At 60.3% G+C, this 22,771-nt stretch carries 23 protein-coding genes; 15 read left to right on the top strand and 8 right to left on the bottom strand.

The window, feature by feature from the left end; genetic code table 11:
- Positions 1-7 precede the first annotated feature (7 nt).
- A complete protein-coding gene (gene dprA / locus N1037_06860; protein ID UWS80730.1) occupies positions 8-1,273 on the bottom strand; it encodes a DNA-processing protein DprA in 1,266 nt (421 codons plus the stop codon).
- Positions 1,274-1,647: 374 nt separating this feature from the next.
- Positions 1,648-3,069, bottom strand: a complete 1,422-nt coding sequence (tldD, locus tag N1037_06865) for a metalloprotease TldD (protein UWS80731.1) — start codon at positions 3,067-3,069, stop codon at positions 1,648-1,650.
- A gap of 197 nt (positions 3,070-3,266) precedes the next feature.
- On the opposite strand from tldD, the gene coxB reads away from it, so the two are divergent.
- From coxB to N1037_06915, 10 genes are all read left to right on the top strand, one after another.
- Positions 3,267-4,181 carry a cytochrome c oxidase subunit II gene (coxB, locus tag N1037_06870; GenBank protein UWS80732.1) on the top strand — a complete coding sequence of 305 codons (915 nt, stop codon included), beginning with the start codon at positions 3,267-3,269 and terminating at the stop codon, positions 4,179-4,181.
- Positions 4,182-4,293: 112 nt separating this feature from the next.
- Positions 4,294-5,235 carry a heme o synthase gene (cyoE, locus tag N1037_06875; GenBank protein ID UWS80733.1) on the top strand — a complete coding sequence of 314 codons (942 nt, stop codon included), beginning with the start codon at positions 4,294-4,296 and terminating at the stop codon, positions 5,233-5,235.
- A 1-nt stretch (position 5,236) separates the two neighbouring features.
- Complete coding sequence (locus N1037_06880) at positions 5,237-5,401, top strand: cytochrome C oxidase assembly protein (protein ID UWS80734.1); 165 nt, start codon at positions 5,237-5,239, stop codon at positions 5,399-5,401.
- Entirely contained in the window at positions 5,401-6,000 is a 600-nt protein-coding gene (locus N1037_06885) for a cytochrome c oxidase assembly protein (GenBank protein UWS80735.1), read from the top strand. Before N1037_06880 ends, N1037_06885 begins: the two co-directional genes overlap by 1 nt.
- Positions 6,001-6,011: 11 nt before the next feature.
- Positions 6,012-6,821 (top strand): cytochrome c oxidase subunit 3, encoded by an 810-nt coding sequence (locus tag N1037_06890; GenBank protein UWS80736.1) that lies wholly within the window; start codon positions 6,012-6,014, stop codon positions 6,819-6,821.
- Between the two features lie 127 nt (positions 6,822-6,948).
- Positions 6,949-7,623, top strand: coding sequence for an SURF1 family protein (locus tag N1037_06895; GenBank protein UWS80737.1), 675 nt, complete (start codon positions 6,949-6,951; stop codon positions 7,621-7,623).
- Positions 7,624-7,627: 4 nt separating this feature from the next.
- Positions 7,628-9,013, top strand: a complete 1,386-nt coding sequence (gene thrC, locus N1037_06900; protein ID UWS80738.1) for a threonine synthase — start codon at positions 7,628-7,630, stop codon at positions 9,011-9,013.
- Between the two features lie 13 nt (positions 9,014-9,026).
- Positions 9,027-10,289 carry an insulinase family protein gene (locus N1037_06905; protein UWS80739.1) on the top strand — a complete coding sequence of 421 codons (1,263 nt, stop codon included), beginning with the start codon at positions 9,027-9,029 and terminating at the stop codon, positions 10,287-10,289.
- Positions 10,289-10,873 (top strand): GNAT family N-acetyltransferase, encoded by a 585-nt coding sequence (locus N1037_06910; GenBank protein ID UWS80740.1) that lies wholly within the window; start codon positions 10,289-10,291, stop codon positions 10,871-10,873. Before N1037_06905 ends, N1037_06910 begins: the two co-directional genes overlap by 1 nt.
- A 316-nt stretch (positions 10,874-11,189) precedes the next feature.
- A complete protein-coding gene (locus N1037_06915) occupies positions 11,190-12,620 on the top strand; it encodes an FAD-binding oxidoreductase (GenBank protein UWS80741.1) in 1,431 nt (476 codons plus the stop codon).
- 269 nt (positions 12,621-12,889) lie between these two features.
- On the opposite strand, the gene N1037_06920 is transcribed toward N1037_06915, so the two are convergent.
- The 4 genes from N1037_06920 to N1037_06935 form a co-directional block, all read right to left on the bottom strand.
- The gene (locus tag N1037_06920) at positions 12,890-13,429 is read right to left on the bottom strand and encodes an adenine phosphoribosyltransferase (protein UWS80742.1); all 540 of its coding nucleotides are present in this window, start codon (positions 13,427-13,429) and stop codon (positions 12,890-12,892) included.
- Between the two features lie 179 nt (positions 13,430-13,608).
- Positions 13,609-14,241, bottom strand: a complete 633-nt coding sequence (locus tag N1037_06925; protein ID UWS80743.1) for a LysE family translocator — start codon at positions 14,239-14,241, stop codon at positions 13,609-13,611.
- 57 nt (positions 14,242-14,298) lie between these two features.
- The gene (locus N1037_06930) at positions 14,299-15,309 is read right to left on the bottom strand and encodes a DUF418 domain-containing protein (GenBank protein ID UWS80744.1); all 1,011 of its coding nucleotides are present in this window, start codon (positions 15,307-15,309) and stop codon (positions 14,299-14,301) included.
- A 133-nt stretch (positions 15,310-15,442) separates the two neighbouring features.
- On the bottom strand, positions 15,443-16,306 hold the full coding sequence (locus N1037_06935; GenBank protein ID UWS81321.1) for an S-methyl-5'-thioadenosine phosphorylase: 864 nt from the start codon (positions 16,304-16,306) through the stop codon (positions 15,443-15,445).
- Positions 16,307-16,755: 449 nt separating this feature from the next.
- Here N1037_06935 and N1037_06940 point away from each other — a divergent pair, with 449 nt between their 5' ends.
- Entirely contained in the window at positions 16,756-18,399 is a 1,644-nt protein-coding gene (locus N1037_06940) for a SulP family inorganic anion transporter (protein ID UWS80745.1), read from the top strand.
- 149 nt (positions 18,400-18,548) lie between these two features.
- Here the strand turns inward: N1037_06940 and N1037_06945 are convergent, their stop codons facing one another.
- Entirely contained in the window at positions 18,549-19,190 is a 642-nt protein-coding gene (locus N1037_06945; protein UWS80746.1) for a CatB-related O-acetyltransferase, read from the bottom strand.
- Positions 19,191-19,199: 9 nt separating this feature from the next.
- Complete coding sequence (locus N1037_06950; protein ID UWS80747.1) at positions 19,200-19,805, bottom strand: flavin reductase family protein; 606 nt, start codon at positions 19,803-19,805, stop codon at positions 19,200-19,202.
- Positions 19,806-19,897: 92 nt separating this feature from the next.
- Here N1037_06950 and N1037_06955 point away from each other — a divergent pair, with 92 nt between their 5' ends.
- The 4 genes from N1037_06955 (at position 19,898) to N1037_06970 (ending at position 22,722) form a co-directional block, all read left to right on the top strand.
- Positions 19,898-20,446, top strand: coding sequence for an N-acetyltransferase (locus N1037_06955; protein UWS80748.1), 549 nt, complete (start codon positions 19,898-19,900; stop codon positions 20,444-20,446).
- Positions 20,447-20,503: 57 nt separating this feature from the next.
- Positions 20,504-21,271, top strand: a complete 768-nt coding sequence (locus tag N1037_06960) for an EcsC family protein (GenBank protein ID UWS80749.1) — start codon at positions 20,504-20,506, stop codon at positions 21,269-21,271.
- 186 nt (positions 21,272-21,457) lie between these two features.
- Entirely contained in the window at positions 21,458-22,018 is a 561-nt protein-coding gene (locus N1037_06965) for a DUF1178 family protein (protein UWS80750.1), read from the top strand.
- 62 nt (positions 22,019-22,080) lie between these two features.
- Positions 22,081-22,722 (top strand): SDR family oxidoreductase, encoded by a 642-nt coding sequence (locus N1037_06970; GenBank protein UWS80751.1) that lies wholly within the window; start codon positions 22,081-22,083, stop codon positions 22,720-22,722.
- The last annotated feature ends 49 nt before the right edge of the window (positions 22,723-22,771 follow it).

Genomic DNA, 22,771 nt, shown 5'->3' on the forward strand with positions numbered 1-22,771 from the left:
GGGCAGGCTATCCACTCTTGTCCCCGCGGTTGCGCCGGGTGAGCAGGCCGCCGGGAATACGGCTGATCTTGCCCTCCAGCTCCAGTTCGGTCAGCGCCGGGGTGAAAGCCTGCGGTGTCAGCTCCAGATCGCGCATCAACTGGTCGGAAGCCGTCGGGCTGGGGCCGAGGCCGGCCAGAATCATCTGATGCAAGGCCGCAGTTTCTTTCAGGCTGCGCTTTTCCGGCGGCGGCGTCGGCACCCCTGCCAGAGCCTGGGTCAGGGCCGAAAGCTGCGTCAGTTTTTCTGTCACAGTCTCCTTGCGGCCAGATGCCGCGGGTTTGGAGACCTCAGGCGCTGGTGGGGCAGCGGTTGACACGCTGCCAGTTGCCGTAAATGACATCGGGGGCAGCGCTGCAATGACATCTTCAGCGTTGCGCACCAGTACCGCGCCGTCGCGGATCAGAGCATTGCAGCCAAAAGCGCGGGCGTCAAAGGGGTGACCGGGGACCGCCATGACCTCGCGCCCCAGATCCAGCGCGTCACGGGCGGTGATCAGGCTGCCGGATCGACCGGCGGCCTCAACCACGATGACGGCCTGGGCGAGACCGGCAATGATGCGGTTGCGTTTGGGAAAATCACGGGCCTGGGGGGTACGCTGCATGGGTTGTTCTGACAGGATCAGGCCCTTGCGGGCGATATTTTGGGCCAGGTCGGTATTTTGCGAGGGATAAATCACATCACAGCCCCCGGCCAGAACCGCAATGGTGCCGGTTTCCAGGCTGGCAAGATGGGCCGCAGTATCCACGCCCCGCGCCAGACCTGACACCACGGTAAATCCCGCTGCACCCAGATCCCGGGCCAGGCTACGGGCCATGCGGGTCCCCAAAGAGGAGGCATTGCGGGCGCCGACCAGGGCAATCATTGGTCGGGTCAGATGCTGCAAATCGCCAATCGCCCAGAGCAACGGTGGCGCTGAGCTAAGCTGCGAGAGTGCAGGGGGGTAGAGCGGAGCATCAAAGCACAAAAGCCGCGCTTTGGCGGCTTTTGCGGCGTTTACTTCTGCGGTGACCGCACTTGCAGGGCATATTTCATATCCTGACATTCCGGCGGCACGTGCCATTTTTGGCAACGCATCCAGCGCGTTCTGCGCTGAACCATGCTCTGCGAGGAGGCGGTGAAACGTCACCGGGCCTACACGTCGAGAGCGCAAAAGGCGGAGCTTGGAAAACCAGCTATCTTCCGTGGTGGGTGGGAGTGGGGGGTGAGTGGAAGAATGTGCTTCCTCGGTCATCCGTCGCTCCGCCTATTTGCAGTTAAAGGGATACCCTAGAAACAGTTAACAGGCGGTGAATATTTGAAAATTATCCAAAGATTTTCGACAACCTGAGCGTGATTTTTAGAGATCCTACGAAAACCCTTTGCAGGGCATTGAAAACTAACAGTAAAGATTCGTGCTTCTGGTACCAGCTTGCCTGTTTTTCCTTGTAATAGCCCGCAAAAATTCCAAAAAAACGCGCCCAAATCGGCCGCGTTTTTGGTAAAGAACCCGCGTATCCTCGCGATTTATGATAGCTTTTTTCCGCCCTTTAGGGGGCGGGTTTTGGCCTTTGCGAGCGGCGGGCTGGGGTTGAGAAAGTCGCCTGCCGTAAAGCACGGCGCGTGATCTCAAGTTGCCGAACCGCCAACCGTCAGCCCATCCATCAGCACGCTGGGTTGCCCCACGCCAACCGGCACCCATTGTCCGGCCTTGCCGCAGTTGCCCATGCCCGGGTCCAGCTGCATGTCATTGCCCAGTGCCCGGATTTGTTTCAGCGCGGTGGCGCCATCGCCGATAAGGGTGGCGCCTTTGACCGGGGCGCCCACCTTGCCGTTCTCCACCCGGTAGGCTTCGGTGCAGGAAAAGACAAATTTGCCATTGGTAATATCAACTTGGCCGCCACCAAACCCAACGGCCCAGATGCCGTCTTTGACGCCGGCAACCAGATCGGCGGGGTCTGTTTCGCCGCCCAGCATATAGGTGTTGGTCATCCGGGGCATTGGCGCGTGGGCGTAGCTTTGGCGTCGCCCGTTGCCGGTTGGCTCAACCCCCATAAGGCGGGCGTTCTGGCGGTCCTGCATAAAGCCCACCAGAATGCCGTCTTCGATCAGGGTGTTCTTTTGCGACGGGGTGCCTTCGTCATCCACGGTGATCGAGCCGCGCCGATCCGCGATGGTGCCATCATCCAGCACAGTAACGCCGGGGGCCGCAATGCGTTGCCCCATCAGCCCGGCAAAGGCAGAGCTGCCCTTGCGGTTGAAATCGCCTTCCAGCCCGTGACCGATGGCTTCGTGCAGCAAAATGCCGGGCCAACCGGGGCCAAGCACCACTTCCATGGCGCCCGCCGGGGCGGGGACCGCCTCCAGGTTGACCAGGGCAATGCGCAGTGCCTCTTTGGCCTTGTCGGCCCAGGCGGCGGGATCTATCAGCCCGTCCAGCCCGACACGGCCTCCGCCGCCAGCCGAGCCGCTTTCGCGCCGCCCGTCCTGTTCGACAATCACCGACACATTCAGCCGGGTCATCGGCCGGGTGTCGCGCACCCGCACCCCATCGGCGCGCAGGATTTCGATTTCCTGCAGCGAGGCGGCAATCGAAGCGGAGACCTGCACCACTCTTTGATCTAGATCACGGGCATAGGCGTCAATCTCGCGCAGGGTCTCGACCTTGACGGGGAAGGGCAGGTCGCCAATCGGATCCGCGTCTGTATAAAGCCGTTTGTTGGTCGCCTGGGGGGCATCCGCATAGGTGCCGCCGCCCTCCCCCACTGCCAGTCGCGCGGTTTGTGCTGCCCGTTTCAGGGCGGCAATGGAAACCTCGGTGGAATGCGCGTATCCGGCCACCTCGCCGTTGACCGCCCGCAGGCCAAACCCTTCGGAGGCATCATAGCTGGCGCTTCGCAGGCGACCATCGTCAAACATCAGGGCCTCTGATTTGTGACGCTCGGCAAATATCTCTCCATCTTCGGCGCCTGCAAGGGTTTCGTGCAGGATTGGCAGGGCCTCATCCTCGGGGAGGAGGGTTTCAAAGGGTCGAAAGGCTGGGTTTTCCATGTCACGGACCTCAGGTTTTTTTGATCTAAATCAAGAAAGCGACGCTTTGACGCTCGCCTGCCTCTTTATCTGTACGCCTGAATATGATTTTAAGCAGCATCAAAGACAACGGGTACGAGCGCGATTTGTGGAATCAACTCTCCATGGGGCGCAATCGGCTGTAAGAATAAATCGATCACAAACGATCAGGACATGATATGAAGAATGCTTTGATGCTTTCGGGCCTTTTTGCTGGCCTTTCCAGTCTTCCAGCCATGGCGCAAGAAGCACTAGAAACAATTGGCAAGCCAACCAACGGCGGCCTGAACTTCCAGCCAGCGGGGACTGAACTGGCGGAGGGTATCCACAAACTCGACTGGATGATTCTTGTCATCATCACCGTGGTCTGCGTTTTTGTTGCGGGTTTGCTGCTTTATGCGATTGTACGGTTCAACCGTCGCGCCAATCCAACACCTGCCGCCTTTACCCACCACACACCTATCGAAATCGCCTGGACGCTGATCCCAATCCTGGTTTTGGTTTTCATCGGTTCCTTCTCCTTGCCCGAACTGTTCCGCCAACAGGAAATCCCAAAAGGCGACGTTACCATCAAGGTGACAGGCTACCAGTGGTACTGGGGCTATGAGTATGTCGATCACGGCTTTGGGTTTGAAAGCTACATGTTGGGCAACCCCTCGACATTGGATGAAACAGTCCGCGCTGCAGATGCCGATGTGACCCCATTTGTTTTGGACGATGCGATGCGCGCCAAGCTGGTGGATGCGGGTTTCAACGAAGATGAATTCCTGCTGGCCACAGATACTTCGGTTGTTGTGCCGGTTGGCAAAACCATCGTGATGCAGGTGACCGGTGCCGATGTGATCCACTCCTGGACCATTCCCGCCTTTGGCGTAAAGCAGGATGCGGTTCCTGGCCGTCTGGCCGAGCTGTGGTTCAAGGCGGACAAGGAAGGTATCTACTTTGGTCAGTGTTCCGAGCTGTGCGGCAAGGACCACGCCTATATGCCGATCACTGTGAAAGTGGTCAGCCAAGAGGCCTATGACGCGTGGCTGCAAGGTGCGATCGACGAATACGCCGGTCTGCCCCAGTCTTATCAGGTTGCTTCCAACTGAGGCACGCCTCACCAATCTGCTCCCCCGGCGCGCTGAAGGGCGCCCGGAAGGGGTTTGAAACCAGAGAAATGCGCAGGGGTCTGCGCATTTCTGGTCGACAAAAGGGTCTATGATGAGCGACGCAAGCATCAACGCCAGCACTCCCCGTGAAGACGAGGCCAGCTTTGGCGATTATTTCGCCCTGCTCAAGCCGCGGGTGATGTCACTGGTCGTCTTTACGGCCTTTGTTGGCCTGTTGGCGGCCCCTGTAGGCGTGCATCCGGTGATTGGCTTTTGTGCCGTATTGTTTATCGCGATCGGCGGCGGCGCCTCCGGGGCGCTGAACATGTGGTGGGACGCCGACATCGACCAGGTGATGAAGCGCACCAAATCGCGCCCCATTCCCGCCGGCAAGGTCGAGGCAGGCGAGGCGCTGAGCCTGGGGCTGGCGCTGTCGGGCATGTCGGTGATCATGCTGGCGCTGGCGACCAATGTCTTTGCCGGCGCTTTCCTGGCCTTTACCATCTTCTTTTATGTGGTGGTCTACACCATGTGGCTGAAGCGGGCGACGCCACAGAACATCGTTATTGGCAGTGCCGCGGGGGCGTTCCCCCCGGTGATCGGCTGGATTGCCGCCACCGGCACCATGTCGGTTGAGCCCTGGCTGATGTTTGCCCTGACCTTCATGTGGACGCCGCCGCATTTCTGGGCCCTGGCCCTGTTCATGCGCTCGGATTACGATGATGCGGGCGTGCCGATGCTGACCGTGACCCATGGCCGCCGCGCCACCCGGGTTCATATCCTGGTCTATACGATCCTGCTGGCCATTCTAGCCATTGGAACATCCTTTTCTGGCATCGGCGGGCCGATTTACCTTGCCGTCGCTGTTGTCATGAATGCCTTGTTCCTGCTCGGCGCCTGGAAGATTTTCCGCCGCGATGAAACCAATTCGGAAGAGGATAACTTCAAGGCGGAGCGCAGGTTCTTCAAGCTGTCGCTGCTGTATCTTTTCCTGCATTTTGGCGCCATCTTGGTAGAAGCATCGCTGAAACCCTATGGATTGGGAGGCTGGTAAGATGGCTTTGAACAAAGAACACGACCTGCACAAACGCCGTTTTGGCCGCAATATGGGCGTTGGCCTGTTGCTGGGCAGCTTTGTGGTGCTGGTGTTGGCCTTGACCATCGTCAAGGTGACCTCGAACGGGTTCCAGTTCCCGCAAACACAAAGTGAGCAGAACTGATGGCGCTGCAGGGGCCACAAAAAACAGTTTTGCAGCTGGTGGGTGTTGTCGTCACCATGGGCGCATTGTCCTGGGCCTCGGTGCCGTTTTACGACTGGTTCTGCCGGGTCACCGGCTTTGGTGGCGTCACTGGGGTGGCCGAGCGCGGCTCTGATACGGTTCTGGATAAGACGGTCACCATACGGTTTGACGGTTCCAAAGAACGCGACTTTGCCTGGGAATTCAAACCCGTGCAGCGGGAAATGGAAATCCAGATCGGTGATACTGGTCTGGCCTTCTACGAGGCCTACAATCCAACGGACCGGCCCATTGCCGGCCAGGCCTCTTACAATGTGACGCCCTATTCCGCAGGCGCGTTCTTTGAAAAAATCGACTGCTTCTGCTTTACCGAGCAGGTGCTGCAACCAGGGGAGCGGGTGGAAATGCCCGTGACCTTCTTTGTCGACCCGGAAATCGTTACCGACCGGGACGGGAAATTCGTGCATACGATAACGCTTTCGTACACGTTTTATGAAATCGATCTGCCCGAGGGCTATGCCGCCCTCGATACCGGGGACAACACCGGGGCAGATCTTACTACGAACCAGGCCGACGGGTGAGGGACACTTAAATGGCGCACGCTAAAAATCACGATTTTCACATTCTGCCTCCATCGATTCTGCCATTTTTGGCAGCTCTTGGCGGTTTCATCATGCTCTTCGGTGCCGTTCTGTGGATGCAGGGTATCACGGCCTGGATGTTCTGGGGCGGTCTCGTCATGGTGCTCTATGTCAGCTTTGACTGGTGGTCCCAGATGGTCGTCGAGGCCCGCCAGGGAGATCACGCCCCAGTGGTCCGCATCGGGCTGCGCTACGGTTTCATTCTCTTCGTGATGTCCGAAGTGATGTTCTTCTTCGCGTGGTTCTGGTCGTTCTTCAAACACGCCATGTACCCAATGGAAGAATACTTTGGCACCGAATATGCCAAGCCAGAGATTTACGGGGTGGACCCGTTCCACCTGCCTTTGATCAACACGCTTGTGCTGCTGCTGTCGGGCTGTGCCGTCACCTGGGCGCACCACGCGCTGGTGCACAACAATGACCGCAAGGCGCTGATCCAGGGCCTGTCCATTGGTATCGTGCTTGGCATTTTCTTCACCTTCCTGCAGGGCTACGAATACGCCCACCTGCTGCACGAAGGCTGGCAGTTTGGCGGTGATGAGTTCTACTCCAACTTCTTCATGGCAACTGGCTTCCACGGCTTCCACGTCCTGTTGGGCACCATCTTCCTGATTGTGTGCCTGATCCGTGCGATGAAGGGTGATTTCACCCCCGAGCAGCACGTCGGTTTTGAGGCCGCAGCCTGGTACTGGCACTTCGTGGACGTTGTCTGGCTGTTCCTGTTCTTCGCAGTCTATGTCTGGGGCACCTCGGGCTTGTAATCATCAATCCAGTGCCCGGTGGAATGTACCGGGTACATGTTTGAGGTTTCAAAACGACGCAACAGACCGTATCAAGCACAGCGCATGGGGCAACTCATGCGCTGTTTTTTGTGGCAACGGAACTGACATGCAGCGACTGATTTTCCTTTCCGCCATTGGCGGGCTTGGACTGGCGATCCTGCTGGGGCTGGGCACCTGGCAGGTGCAGCGTCTGGCTTGGAAAGCGGATCTATTGGAGGTCATTCAGACCCGCATCGCAGCGACGCCTGTGGATGTCCCGCTGACGCCATCCGAAGCTCAAGACCGCTACCGTGCCGTCACCGCCGCGGGGGAGCTGGGGACGCAGGAACTGCATGTCTTCTGGGTCACCAAAGAGGCCGAAACGGGCTATCGTGTGATCTCTGCCCTGGAAACAGGCGATGGACGCCGTCTGCTTCTGGATCAGGGCTTTGTTCCGGCGGCTGACAAGGATAGCCGCCGCAGCTCCGCAGCGGTTTTGGTGACGGGGAACCTTCTGTGGCCGGATGAGGGCGACTGGACCACGCCGGCGCCGGAAGTCGATACCAATATCCTTTATGCACGTGACCTTGCCTATATGGCTGAACAACTGGGCACCGAGCCGGTTTTGATTGTTGCCCGCAGTATCACGCCCGAAACAGCCGTGACACCACAGGCTGTGACGGCTGAGGGCATTCCGAACAACCACTTGCAATATGCGATCACCTGGTTTTCGCTGGCCTTTATCTGGGCCGCGATGACTGCCTCTTTTCTATGGCGTTCCCGCGCCAAATCCGAAGGCTGAAGCGATGAAATATATCTCTACCCGTGGGCAGGCGCCCGAGCTGACATTTGAAGAGGCCATGCTGACCGGTCTCGCCCGTGACGGGGGGCTGTATGTGCCTGCCGAGATCCCAACCCTCAGCCGGGATGAGATCGCCGCCCTGTCTGGCCTGTCCTATGAGGAAACTGCCTTTCGGGTGATGAAGCCCTTTCTGGGCGATTGTTTCACCGACGAAGAATTTCGTGGCATCATCGAACGCGCCTATGCCGGATTCAACCACGCCGCCCGCGCGCCGCTGAAACAGCTGGCGCCAAATCACTTCCTGTTGGAACTGTTCCACGGGCCGACGCTGGCCTTCAAAGACTTTGCCATGCAGCTGATTGGTCAGCTGTTTCAGGTGGCACTGCAGCGCCGCAACGATCGCGTCACCATTGCCGGAGCCACCTCTGGCGATACCGGATCTGCGGCGATGGAGGCCTTTCGCGGGCTCAGCAACGTGGATGTCTTTATCCTGTACCCCCATGGCCGGGTGTCCGAGGTGCAGCGCCGCCAGATGACCACACCTGCGGATCAGAACGTACATGCGCTGGCGCTGGAGGGTGACTTTGATGATTGCCAGGCCCGGGTCAAAGACATGTTCAACGACTTTGAGTTCCGCGATGGGGTGAAACTCGCCGGGGTGAATTCGATCAATATCGCGCGGGTGCTGGCGCAGGTGGTCTATTACTTCTCCTCCGCTGTCAGCCTTGGGGCACCGGAACGGGAGGTGAGCTTTACCGTGCCCACCGGTAACTTTGGCGATATCTTTGCAGGCTACATTGCCAAACAGATGGGCCTGCCGATCAAGGATCTGGTGGTGGCCACCAACCAAAACGACATTCTGCACCGCTGCCTCGAAGGTCAGGGCTACCACAAGGGCGATACCGTCCCGTCGATTTCGCCCTCAATGGATATCCAGGTCTCGTCCAACTTTGAACGGGCGCTCTATTTTGCCTATGACAAAGACGCCAGCGCTGTGGCGCAGCTGATGGGGGAGCTGAAGAACGGCGGTTTTGAGGTCAGCCAGGGCGCCATGCAGGCCCTGTCGGAAACCTATAAATCGGGCCGTGCCTCGGAAGAGGAAACGCTGGCGACCATCAAATCCGAGCTTGCGGCCTCTGGTGAGTTGTTGTGCCCCCATGGCGCGGTTGCGGTAAAGGTCGCAGCAGAGCAACGGGCGGCTGATGTGCCAATGATCACCCTGGCGACAGCGCATCCGGCAAAATTCCCGGCAGCGGTGGAAAAGGCCTCTGGTCAATATCCGGACTTGCCGGACCGTATGGCGGATCTGTATGAGCGTGAGGAACGGCTGAGCCGGATCGACAATGATCTGGCGGCCATCGAAGACCACATCAGAAAGAACATCGCATAATGAGATCTATTCAGTGAGCGTCCAACAGCACCAACTCGCCAATGGCTTTCGCATTGTCACCGAGGCCATGCCGGGTCTGCAATCGGCCTCGATCGGCATCTGGGTGACCGCCGGTGGCCGCAATGAACGCCTCGAGCAGAACGGCATTGCGCATTTTCTCGAGCATATGGCGTTCAAGGGCACCAAGCGGCGCAGCGCCCTGCAGATCGCCGAGGCGGTGGAGGATGTGGGCGGTTATATCAACGCCTATACCTCGCGCGAGGTGACTGCCTATTACGCGCGGGTGCTCAAGGATGATGTGCCGCTGGCGCTGGATGTGCTGGCGGATATTCTGCGCAATCCGGTGTTTGACCCGCGCGAGATCGAGGTGGAGCGCGGCGTCATCCTGCAAGAGATCGGCCAGGCGCTGGATACGCCGGACGATGTGATCTTTGATTGGCTGCAGGAAGAAAGCTATCACGACCAGCCGCTGGGCCGCACCATCCTGGGCCCGGCAGAGCGGGTCAGCGCCTTCACCCGCGAGGATCTGACGCAGTTTGTCTCGGAACATTATGGCCCGGGGCAGATGATCCTGTCAGCAGCCGGCGCGGTGGATCACGACGCACTGGTCAAACTGGCGGAGGATCTGTTTGGTGATATGACGGCGCGGCCAGCGCTGGTGATGGAGCCTGCACAGTTCACCGGCGGTGAGGCCCGTCACGCCAAGGATCTGGAGCAGGCGCATTTTGCCCTGTCCTTTGAAAGCCCAGGCTACCGCGATGACGCTATCTATACGGCGCAGATCTATTCGGCCGTCATGGGGGGCGGTATGTCCAGCCGCCTGTTTCAGGAAGTGCGGGAAAAACGCGGGTTGTGCTATACCATCTTTGCCCAGGCTGGCGCCCATGCGGATACCGGCAGCACCACGATCTATGCCGGCACCTCTGCGGATCAGGTCGAAGAACTCGCCCATATCACTGTGGATGAGATGAAGCGCGCCGCAACAGACATGTCGGATGCCGAGGTGGAGCGGGCCCGGGCGCAGATGAAGGCAGGTATGCTGATGGGGCTGGAAAGCCCCACCAACCGCGCCGAACGTCTGGCACGTCTGGTACAGATCTGGGACCGGGTGCCTGCGCTTGAGGAGACGGTGAAACTGATTGATGCCGTCAGCACTGCGGATGTGCGCGCCATGGCCGAACAGCTTGCGGTGCGCGCCCCGGCGGCGATGGCGCTCTATGGGCCTGTTGAGGGCGCCCCCAGCCTCGCCGCGCTGCAGGAGCGCCGTGTTGCCTGATGCTGCTGAGCCGTCGCAAACTTCGACTTGAGACCGAGCGGCTGACGCTGCGCCCACCGGTGCATTCCGATTTTCAGGCCTGGGCGGCGCTGCGCTTGCAAAGCCGCGACTACCTGACCCCCTGGGAGCCCGCCTGGGCGCCCGATCATCTGGGCCGCAAGAGCTTTACCAACCGGGTGTACTGGGCGCAGCGCTCGGTTTCTGGGGGGACGGCGCTACCGCTGTTTCTGATCCGGCGCGAGGATCAGGTGATCGTTGGTGCCATTACCCTGGACAATATCCGCCGCGGCCCGGCCATGGCCGGCACGCTGGGGTACTGGACTGGTCAGCCCTTTGGGCGTCAGGGCTATATGCGCGAGGCCATTGGCACCGTGGTGCACTACGCCTACGGCAAGCTGGATCTCAGCCGGATTGAGGCGGCCTGCCTGCCGGAAAATGCCGCCTCGCGCGGGTTGTTGGAAAAATCCGGGTTCAAATACGAAGGCGTTGCCCAGTCCTATCTGCAAATTGCCGGACGCTGGCGCACCCATGTTCTATATGCTGCCCTACGCCATGACCGTCGAGGCCGCACACAGGCGGGGTAGCCCCTGATACTGTTGAGGATCACTGTGGGCTGGGTGTTATCGGACCTGATTGCTGATCAAAGAGGGGGGCCTCCCGCCCCTTTTGCGATAGCCCCCTGCCTGACGGCCCGGGTCTGTCACATAAGCGTTGGGCCCCGCGCCGCGCAAGCGCGCGGCGCGGGTGCTCCCAGTGCCAGCAGACTGGAAACCCGTCTGGCAACCAGTCTGGCACCCCGTGGCGCATTTTGGAGTTGTTCAAACCGGTGGTCTGCTTCTTTACCGGGATAGGTCGGCGAGAAAAGCTTGCCACGGGGGCTGGGATTGGAGATGCAGGGGCATGAGCTATTCACCTGCAGATGCCGCCTTCGCCGCCAGCCTGACCGCTTCCTTGCCCGAGGGGGTGTTGGGCCCCTGCGCGCCGAGATACCTGGAGGAGCCGCGCGGGCGCTACCAGGGACAGGCGGGGCTATTGGCCAAACCAAACAGCACCGCAGAGGTGGCAACGCTGTTGCGCGCTGCCAACGCCGCCCGTGTGCCGGTGGTGCCCTACGGGGGCGGCACCGGGTTGGTTGGCGGCCAGGTGAAGCCGGAGGGGGCGGCGCCCCTGGTGATCTCACTGGAACGCATGTCCCGGATCCGCGCTGTCTATCCACAGGAAAACGTTATCCTGGCAGAAGCCGGCGCTATTTTGGCTGATGTACAGCAGGCTGCTCTAGAGCAGGAGCGGCTGTTTCCGTTGTCCTTGGCGGCGGAGGGTACCGCCCGCATTGGTGGCAACCTGGCCACCAATGCAGGCGGGGTGAACGTGCTGCGCTATGGCAATGCCCGTGACCTGTGCCTGGGGCTGGAGGCTGTTTTGCCAAGTGGCGAGATTTGGAACGGGCTGACCCGACTGCGCAAGGACAATACCGGCTATGACCTGCGCAACCTTTTGATCGGTTCCGAGGGCACTCTGGGGGTGATCACGGCTGCGGCGCTCAAGCTGTCGCCGATCCCCGCCCATCAGGGTGTGGCGCTGTTTGTGGTGCCGTCGCCAGAGGCGGCAATCGCGCTGCTGGCATTGGCGCGGGACCAACTGGGTGAGGCGGTGAGCGCCTTTGAGCTGATGCACCGGCAAGGGCTGGCGTTTCTTGCTCAGCACCTGCCGCAGCTGCGCCAACCCTTTGCCCAAGCGCCGCAATGGTCGGTTCTGATTGATCTGGGGCTGGCCCGTGGACAGGATCCGGTTGCTGCCTTGTCCGATCTGTTTGAAGCTGCGGTTGAGGCTGAATTGGCTGAGGATGGGGTGATTGCGCAGTCAAAAGCGCAGGCTCAGGCACTCTGGGCGGTCCGCGAGCAAATTCCGGAGGCGAATCGTCTGGTTGGATCGATTGCAAGTCACGACATTTCGGTGCCGATCTCGGTTATTCCCGAGTTTATCCGACGCGGGGGCGAAGCAATTGCTGCTTTGGGGCAGGGGGATATGCGCATCAACTGTTTTGGCCACTTGGGCGATGGCAACCTGCACTACAATGTCTTTCCCGCAGAGGGGCGGTCGCGCACGGACTACGACGACCTGCGTGGTGCAGTGAAAACCGTGGTGCATGATCTGGTGCAGGATATGGGTGGGTCTTTTAGCGCAGAACATGGCGTGGGCCGGATGAAGGTTGCAGATCTGCAGTCCTATGGTGACCCGGTGAAGCTGGCAATGATGCAGGCAATCAAACAGGCACTGGACCCTCGGGGGATCATGAACCCTGGCGCAGTCCTCCCGTTACCAAAGCCTTGAAACCAGAGAACCAGCAGCTTGAAACAAGAAAAAGGGGGGCTCCCGCGCAGCCTGCTCCCTCCTATTCGGAGGAAGGGCTGCTTGGGCCCGGCGCCGCGCTGACGCGCGGCGCGCCTTTTTGGCTCTTTGAGCCAAAAAGGCCATGCCCAACGGGAAGGTTTCCCCTTTAGGGGAGACCTGACGGGCGGGAGCCCCCCGGCTGCTGCAAACTGGCGTGCCGGTGGGCGGGTCCTGCGCCTGGCTCTACAGCCTATTCGCAGATACTTTGTCTATTCGCCGTCAAATTCACACAGAACATGTACATCCATGCCGAGGTCCTCCAGAACCTTGCGACCGCCCAGATTCGGCAGGTCCACGATAAAGGCGCAGGAGATGATTTCTCCGCCCAGGCGTTCGATCAGTTTGATGCCGGCAGAGGCCGTGCCGCCGGTGGCCAGGAGGTCATCTACCACCAGAACCTTTTCACCGGGCTGGATCGCGTCTTCATGGATCTCCACAATGGCTTCGCCGTACTCTAGCTTGTAATCTTGGCTCAGGGTGCGGCCCGGCAATTTTCCCTTTTTGCGAATTGGAACAAACCCAACACTGAGCTGATGGGCAATGGCGCCACCCATGATAAAGCCACGGGCCTCCAGCCCCACCACTTTGTCGATCCGCTCTCCAGCATAGGGGTGCAGCATCTGGTCAATGGCCATGCGAAATCCGCGCGGGTCGGCAAAAAGCGTGGTGACATCGCGAAACATGATCCCCTCGTGAGGGAAATCAACGATGGTACGGATGTAGTCTTTCACGGCGGTTTTTTTGGGCATGGGGGGCTTTCTCTTGCTTGGGCAGGTCTTGGCAGGTCGGCGACGATACGGCTTTGTGCCTGTTGCGTCCCAGTCAACAGGGACGGCCAACAGGAACGGTCACCGGGGTTTGGCCAGCAGGGTTTGGCGCAAGCTGTCCCCGCGTGCAAGGGGCAAGCAGGCTGCCCCCCGCGGGAACGTCAGGTCGGGCGGCGCAGCAGCGCGGTGGCCAGTCCCATAGCGATGAGCGCCCCGCCACCGACCCGGGTCAGGTGAGCAATTGCCGTGGGGCGCGCGATCCAGCGCCGCAACCGATCCGCCAGCAGCGCATAGGCCATGGCATTGACAGCGGCCAGGGCCACGAAGGTGGCAATCAGGGTCACAAACTGCGGTGCCAGCGCATCGCTTGGACGGATGAACTGCGGCACAAAGGCGATGAAAAAGGCAATGGATTTTGGATTCAGCGCGGTGACCACAGCCATGTGGCCAAAAACCCCGCGCGCGGTGACCGCATCCGGGCTGGCCAGGTGCTCCAACCCGCTGCTGCCAGAGGCACTGCGCCACAGCTTGATCCCCAGCCACAAAAGATAGGCCGCCCCGACCCATTTCAGCGCGGTGAACAGGGTTGCAGAGGTCATGACCAAGGTGCCAAGCCCGGCCAGGGATGCGGTCATGGCGATCAGATCACCAAAGGCCACGCCCAAAGCAGAGGCCACGGCCACCGGGCGCCCCTTGGACAGGGCATAGCTCAGCACCAGCAGCACGGTGGGGCCAGGGATCAACAGCAGGGCTGCAGAGGCGGCGGCAAAGGCCAGCCAAAGTGTGACGTCCATTGTATCCCTCTCTTCTCTGCACGCTCAGCACAGCAAAGACAGCGGCTTTGAGGCAGGTCAACGGAAAATTTCAGAGATCCGCCGCATCAGGGCTTCGAGGGGGCCACGGGGAGTGAGGAGCGTCCAAACCCAGGTCAGCATCATCGACAGAGCGCAAAAGCCGAGGCTAAAGCCAAAGATGGCCTCTGGCGACAGCGACCCATCCAGCTGTCCCATGGCTTCAAGCGTGCCCATGCCCAGCAGAATATGGGCAACATAGAGGCTGAGCGCCATACGCCCCGGCGCTGCCAGCCATTCGGCCAGGCCGAACCGATCCAGCAGACCTTGCAGGCGCAACAGGGCTCCGATCATCACACAGGCACTGCCACTGGCGGCAATCAGGTAACAGGGGCCCGGCGGCAGTGACGCGGTGCCCAGGAGCTCAGCCAGTTGTGGATCCTTGATAATCATACCTGGGAGTGCGGCAAGCAGGCTGGCGGCCAGCCCCCACAGGATCAACCGGTTTTGCGTTGCCTTTTGTGCCAGATCCTGGCGCCCGATCCACATGCCGAAAAACACAAAGCTGACCCAGGGAAACACCGGATGCCAGCCGTTAAAAAACGAGTGCCGAAGAAAGCCCTCTAGGGTCCAGAAATCCGAATAGGCGAGGGTCTGCCAATTCCAATGGGCCTCATAGTCGAGCAAAATCAGGCCGGCAAAACCAAGCGCCATTGCGGCAAAAGCAGCCAGCAAAAGCCGCTGTGGTGCGGCGTTTAGAAAGGGCAGGGCAACTAGGAAATACAGGGCGTAAAAATGTAGGATATCCGCCTCAAAGATGGTGAGATTTGCCAAGCCCAAAACAAAAAGCACCCCGGCCCGGGCTGCAACAACCCGTTTGGGGGGCTGGCTGAGGGTCAGACCGATCCCGGCCAGAATGACAAAGAGGGCGGCGGCACGCCCCTCCAGCGCATTGGTCAGGAGTGAGGCAAAATCGCTACCTGGGCTCACCTGGGCTGCAATTCTAAAATTCACCAGCACCATGCCGCAAAAGGCAAAAAAACGGGCGATATCCAATCCGTGAAGACGCATGTTGTTATTATCTCGCCAAAAAACTTGGGGTCGCGTGCTGTCTATCAAGGGATAAAACCGTGGAAAATAAAGGGGGCGGTCGAAAAAAAAACCGCCCCCTCTGTGGTGTTGCCGGGGGTCTGTTGGCGGCAGATTAGCCCAAGACACGCCCAGCCACCGCGTCCAGTTTGGCCAGCAGGGCGGGGTCGCGTTTGTCAGGTGCCGTCATCACGGCAAACTCCAGGGCACGATCGCAGCCATGGGGGCAAAGGTCGCGCTGTTTGCCCAGCAGAGCGGGCAGGCGGCGCACCAGGTCGCGGCCATTGTTGGAGTTGCCCTGAAGGGTGGCCAGAATGTCGCTGATATCCACCGCGCCATGCTCAGGATGCCAGCTGTCATAATCGGTGACCATGGCGATGGAGGCATAGCAGAGCTCTGCTTCGCGGGCCAGTTTGGCCTCTGGCATATTGGTCATGCCGATAACATCGCAGCCCCAGCTTTCGCGGTACATCTTGCTTTCGGCCATGGAGGAAAACTGCGGCCCCTCCATACAGAGATAGGTGCCGCCGCGATGCACGGTGACCCCGGCCAATTTGGCGGCCTGCTCGGCCGCATCAGAGAGCCGCGCACAGGTGGGGTGGGCGGTGCTGACATGGGCGACGCAGCCGGTGCCAAAAAAGCTTTTGTCACGGGCGAAAGTGCGGTCGATGAACTGGTCAACGATGACAAAATCCCCCGGCGCCATTTCTTCGCGGAACGATCCGCAGGCAGAGACGGAAAACACATCTGTCGCGCCCAACCGTTTGAGCGCATCAATGTTGGCGCGGTAGGGGACTTCGGTCGGTGAATGCACATGGCCACGGCCATGGCGCGGCAGAAAGGCCATTTTGACCCCATCCAGATGCCCGGTGAGGATCTGATCCGAGGGCGTACCCCAGGGGGTGTCGACAGAGACCCATTCAGCGGCTTCCAGCCCGTCGATTTCGTAAATGCCCGAGCCGCCTATGACGGCGATCATGGTGTCCTGTGTCACGTGCTACACTCCTGTTTTTCCACTTTACTGGCGCTATACTGGGTTGTGCCTGCCCAGATGTGGTTTGACAACTGCCGGGACTGTGACTGCAGTGTTTTTGCGCCTCCGGCGGAGGTATTTTTGGCAAGATGAAAGGTTGGGTGCCGCGCGCAAAGGCGGCGGCGTTGTTGTTGGCGGGGTCAACGGCCGCGTGCCCTACCCAGGGTTCACCAACGCTGGTCATGGTGTCGGGGCTGGTGCCTGGTAGGGGGGCTGTTATGGTGTCTGGGGCTGCGGTTGGCAGCGCAGCTGGCGATTGCTGCCTGGAAGTGACGGTTTGCGGACCTGCCTTTGGTTGCGGGCGCGGCAGGAAGGGCTCTGCCCTTGTGCAATCGGCGAATTTCCGCTAGGGGCGGGCAGCGAACACCAAGCTCCTCCAATCACAGGTATCCCCCATGAGACGCGCCGCCATGGCCCTGCTGGCCAATCATATTTCCCCGCCGAACCTTTCGATCATGCAGGACGAGGGCTGGTCAGTTGCCCGCGTGCGCACCGAGATCCTGTCAGGGTTCACTGTTTCCCTGGCTCTGGTCCCCGAGGCGGTGGCCTTTGCCTTTGTTGCTGGGGTGCATCCTCTGGTGGGGCTGTATGCTGCTTTTCTGGTGGGGCTGGTCACGGCGCTGATTGGCGGGCGTCCGGGGATGATTTCTGGTGCCACCGGGGCGCTGGCGGTTGTCATGGTGGCTTTGGTCGCAGAGCACGGGGTTGAGTATCTTTTTGCCACTGTGGTTTTGATGGGTATCCTGCAGGTGATTGCTGGGGTGATGCATTGGGGGAAATTTATCCGCTTGGTGCCACATCCGGTGATGCTGGGGTTTGTCAACGGCTTGGCGATTGTGATTTTCCTCGCTCAGATGACCCAGTTCAAAGTGCCGGGCACAGGGGGCGCTGAGTGGCTGTCGGGCATGCCGATGATGCTGATGCTGGGCCTTGTTGGGCTGACCATGGTGATCATCTGGGCGACGCCACGGATCACCTCGATCATTCCGGCGCCATTGGCCGGGATTGGCATTGTGGCCGGGATTGTCATTATCTTTGGCCTGGATGTGCCCCGGGTGGGGGATATGGCCTCGATCAAGGGGGCTTTGCCGTCCATTCACAACCCCTTTGGCTCCGGGCTCGGCATCTATGGTGACATGCTGGCGCCGTTCAATCTGGAAACCCTGAAAATCATCCTGCCCTATGCGGTCATTCTGGCCGCCATTGGTCTGATTGAGAGCCTGCTGACCCTGAACCTGGTGGGTGAAATCACCGGCAAGCGGGGGGGCGCCAGCCAAGAATGTATCGCGCAGGGGACTGCCAATGTGATCACCGGCTTCTTTGGTGGTATGGGCGGCTGTGCCATGATCGGCCAGTCGATGATCAATGTGAAATCTGGCGGTCGTACCCGGATTGCCGGCATTGTGGCGGCGCTGTGCCTGCTGGCCTTTATCGTGGTGGCCTCGCCGCTGATTGAGCAGATTCCGCTGGCGGCGCTGGTTGGGGTGATGTTCATGGTGGTGATCGGAACCTTTGCCTGGAACAGCCTGAAGATCATGACCAAAGTTCCGCCCATGGATGCCTTTGTGATTGTGTTGGTGACCGTGGTGACGGTGATGAGCGATTTGGCCATTGCGGTTGTAGTGGGTGTGATTGTCTCGGCCCTGGCCTATGCCTGGAGCAACGCGCGCCGCATTCACGCGATCACCCGGCAATCCGAAAGCGAAGCGGGGGCCAAGGTTTATGAGATCGAAGGGCCGCTGTTCTTTGGCTCTACCGACGGGTTTATTGAGCTGTTTGATGTCGAGAATGACCCGGACAAGGTGATTGTCGAGTTTGGCCGCAGCCGCGTGGTTGATCAGTCGGCGTTGCAAGCCATTGAGGTGATTGCGGGTAAATATGAGGCGGCGGGTAAGGAGCTGATGTTGCGGCACCTTAGCCGTGACTGCCATGAGCTATTGACCAAAGCGGGCCATTTGATGATCGATAGCGACGACGATCCAGAGTATCAGGTGGCGGCGGATTATTCTGTCAAGACCGGGGTCCTGGGGGGGCACTAGCGTCCCAAGCCACCCTGCTGTTGTTGAGCGGTCGCGCCCCAGATGGGGCGCGGCTGTTTTGTTTTAGAGACAGGCCTCTGAAGTGTTGGACCAAGCAGCAGGCTGGAGCTGCTGCTGGTGTTGGAGGCCCTGACAAGCTGGAGGCCCTGTCAGTCGGGGGCGAGGCTTTCCAGCATCTCCAGATCTCCTGCCAGCAGCGCAGGTTCGGCGCGAGCCAGCAGCTCTTGTGGCCAGTGCCACCATTTCAGCGACAACAGGCGGGCGATCTGAGGCTTGGAAAAGCGAAATCGTTGCAGGCTGGCCGGATTGCCGGTGACAATGCCATAGGGCGGGACAGTACCCCGCACCACAGACCCGGCGCCGATGATAGCGCCATCGCCAATACGGGCGCCGGGCAGGATCAGGGCGCCATAGCCAATCCACACATCATTGCCGATCACGGTGTCGCGGGTGTCTGGCTGAAAACCGGCCATCTGCGCCGGATCAAACACCGGGAACGGATAACAGCTGATGCCATCCTGCGCGTGATTGGCGGAGGCGGTGATAAAACGCACCCCATGGGCAATCTGGCAGAACCGCCCAATCACCAGGCGTTCGCGGGCGCCGGCAAAAAGATAGGGCGCAAGATGGCTGGCCCAGTCCTGCGGCGGCGCAAAGTCCGAGGCGTAGCTGAACTCGCCAACCTGAAAGTTGGGGTGGGTGATGGCCTGCGACAGCATCACGGTGCCGGCATGGGCCTGGCCATCGGGGAGGACAATGGGATTGCGTAGGGCGGGATTTGGGAGGGGCATCAGTGGGGCTCAATCATCAGGGCGCGCCAGCGAGAACACATCCCGCACGACGGTATAATCACGGTAGCCCATGCGGGCCAGGGGGTGGAAAGTTGTGACGTCAAAAATGCCATCGCGCAGGCAGTCATCGCGCAGGTGAATGCCGGTGACCTCGCCAAAGGCGACGCGGTTTGCCACGCCGGGCAGGGTGACGATCTGGGTTAGTTTGCATTCCAGGGCTGCGGGGGCACCTTCAATGCGGGCGCAGTTGATGGTGTCGCATTCCACCGCTGTGAGACCTGCATGGGAGAACTCGTCCACCTCTTTGGGCAGCATCTCGGAACTGGCGTTCATCGCGTCACGCATCTCATAAGCCACGATATTGACGCAGAACACGCCGGTGTCTTCGATGTTTGCAAGGCTGTCCTTGGTGCCGGGTTGGTCGTCCTTGCTACCGGTGGAGGCAAACATCACCTGCGGCGGCGTATAGGCGACGCCGTTGAAAAAGGAATAGGGGGCGAGATTGTTACTGCCATCCGCTGCGCGGGAGGATATCCAGCCGATCGGACGAGGGGTGATCAGGGCATTAAAGGGGTTATGCGGCAACCCATGGCCGTCTTCGGGGCGGTAGAACATGGCGCGACTCCAATTGTTTGCCCCAGACTTACGCCCGTGCTAGGGCGATTTCCAGCCCCTTGAGGTGAGGGCAGGGACGGAGAGCAAACGGCGTGATTGAACTCATGGCAGAACAGCCCGGCGATCGCTGGGAGGTAGAGGCGCTGTATGATCTGTGCTTTGCGCCGGGACGAGAGGCTTTGTCGTCTTACCGGCTGCGCGATGACGTGCCACCTGTTCCGGGGTTGAGCCAGGTCGCCCGCGACGAATTGGGCATTCTGGCCGGGGCCATCCGATTCTGGCCCGTCCATATCGAGCCCCCGAGCCCGGCTGCAGGCGATTTACCCAGCACGGCTTCTGATCCGGTAACAGCACTGCTGTTGGGGCCGGTGGCGGTGCATCCCACCCACCAAGGCGAGGGGCTGGGCGGCTCGCTTATCCGTGACAGCCTGGCCAAGGCAGCCGAGAAGGGCTGGCACCGGGTCATGCTGGTGGGGGACGCCCCCTACTACAGCCGTTTTGGCTTTGAGCGGCTGTCGGATGTGGAAATGCCACCGCCCACCAACCCGGAGCGGGTGCTGGGGCTGGGCGCGCAATCCGGGGCCTGGGAAGGGGTCCGGGGCCGGGTTATCCGTTGGCAGGGAGCAGAGCTCACGGCCTGACGGACTTGAAACCGGCGTGACGGGAGCCAATCTCTTTGACAGAGAGGGCCAAAGCACATGAGCGAAATACTGCAGCAGTCCCGCAGCCTGTCACCCGGTGAAATAGAGGTCGAACTGGAGGCCCTGGCGCGGCGCTACCGGGCGGCAAGCGGTCTGGGGGTGAACCTGCTGAATGTGATCGGCGGGCAAGTCGAGAGCTTTTTGGCGCAGATGCCCGCTGGGGCGCGCGCCCAGATGGGGCAGGCCACTGAGCGGGCCTTGCATTTGGCGATGCAGGCTGCGCGACAGTCACGACGCGTGGTGCCGGGGCAATCGCGTCGGGTGAACCGTTTGGTCAGCACCGCGATGGGGGCAGCCGGCGGGGCTGCCGGATTGCCGGGAGCCCTGGTCGAGCTGCCCGCCACAACCGCCTTTTTGCTACGCACGATCCAGGATGCCGCTGCGGCCGAAGGATTTGCCCCGAATGCCGAGAGCGTCATGTTTGATTGCCTGCGGGTCTTTGCCTCGGCGGGACCGCTGGCGCGGGATGATGGCAGCGACACCGCTTTTGTCTCTTTGCGGTTCAGCCTGTCTGGCCAGGCGCTCAATCAGATCATTGCCACTGTGGCGCCGCGATTGGCCACTGCGATGGGGCAAAAACTTGCCGCTCAATCGGTGCCCATCCTTGGGGCCGCTGCTGGGGCGACGGTGAACTATGTCTATTGCGGCTACTACCATGAGGTCGCCTTGGTGCATTTTGGCCTGCGCCGCCTTGCGATCGAGGCGGATCAGCCAGAGGCGGAGCTGCTGGCGAATTTTGTCCGCCGTTTGCCAGTGAAAGGCTAGGATCGAAAACCGGCCGCGGATCACCTGCCTTGCCCCCCAAGGCGTGAGGTCCGTTGGGTTGCGGAAACAAACAGCGGCCTTTGGCGGGGCATCAGGACAACACCCGGACGGGGCTGCGGCATATTTCCCCTCTTGATCTTGTATTTGTTCGCCCGTTAATCAGAAAAGCCTGCTACGAGTAAGAGAATGATAAACTACAGCCTTAAATGCGCCCAAGGGCATAGCTTTGACAGCTGGTTTCAATCCGCGTCCGCTTTTGACAAATTGGCGGCAGCCGGTCTGGTCGCCTGTGCCTATTGCGGCAGTAGCAAAGTCGAGAAAGCCATCATGGCGCCACGGGTGCGCACCGGACGCAAAGCGGTGTCTGGTATGGGGGAGCCAGAGCAAAACCTGCCAGCGACGCCAGAGCATCAAAATACGCCCTCTGCTTCCGCCCAGGGGGATGCCCCTGCAGGGGCTGCTGGCCCAGACCGTGGCGCTGAGCGTGGACCGGGCGCGCTGAGCACCCCGATGAGCAGTGAGGCGGCAGAGATGCAAAAGGCCTTGGGCGATTTGCGCCGCAAGGTGGAAGAAAACTCTGATTATGTGGGTAAGGATTTTGCCAGCGAGGCCCGTGCCATGCATCTGGGTGATGCGCCGGAACGTGCAATCCATGGCGAGGCCAAGCCGGAAGAGGCCAAGGCCTTGATTGAAGAGGGGATCCCGGTTGTGCCGCTGCCCTTTGGGCGCAGTCGCAAAACCAACTAAAGGTCTTCACAAATGAACCACCCACAGTATTACCTGTATGACCAAGTGAGAGGCAAATTCTTATGCATGTAGTGATTACCGGTGCAAATCGCGGAATTGGCCGCGAGATGGCGTCTCAGTACAGTGGGGCAGGCCATGTGGTGACAGGAACCGCCCGCGATGGCGCATCTGAGGTGACGCTGGATGTGACCGACCCAGATCAACAGGCACAGTTTGCGGCGCATCTTGGCGATCGTCCGATTGATTTGCTGGTCTGCAACGCGGGGGTCTATCTCGATAAGGGGCTGGCACTGGAAGATTATACAGCCGATATCTGGAGCCAGAGCATGGCCGCAAATGTGACCGGGGTGTTTCTGACCGTTCAGGCGCTGTTGCCCAATCTGCGGTTGGGGACGGCACCAAAGATCGCAATCATTTCGTCGCAGATGGCCAGCCATGCGCGGGCACCTGGGGGCAGCTATGCCTATCGGGCTTCCAAAGCGGCTGTGCTGAACTTGGGGCGCAACCTTGCCACCGATCTTAAGCCAGAAGGCATTGCTGTTGGGATCTATCATCCGGGGTGGGTGCGCACGGAAATGGGCGGTGAGGCAGGCGACATCAGTGTTGAGGAATCGGCCTCTGGCTTGATCCGGGAATTTGATGCACTAACCATAGAGATCACAGGCTGTTTTCATACCTGGGACGGGCGTATTCACGCCTACTGACAGGCGGCCGGCGGATGGTTTTGGTGGGTGGTTTTGGCCACCACAAGCG

This window comes from Phaeobacter sp. G2 (assembly GCA_025163595.1).
In the GTDB taxonomy this organism is placed as follows: Bacteria; Pseudomonadota; Alphaproteobacteria; order Rhodobacterales; family Rhodobacteraceae; genus Pseudophaeobacter.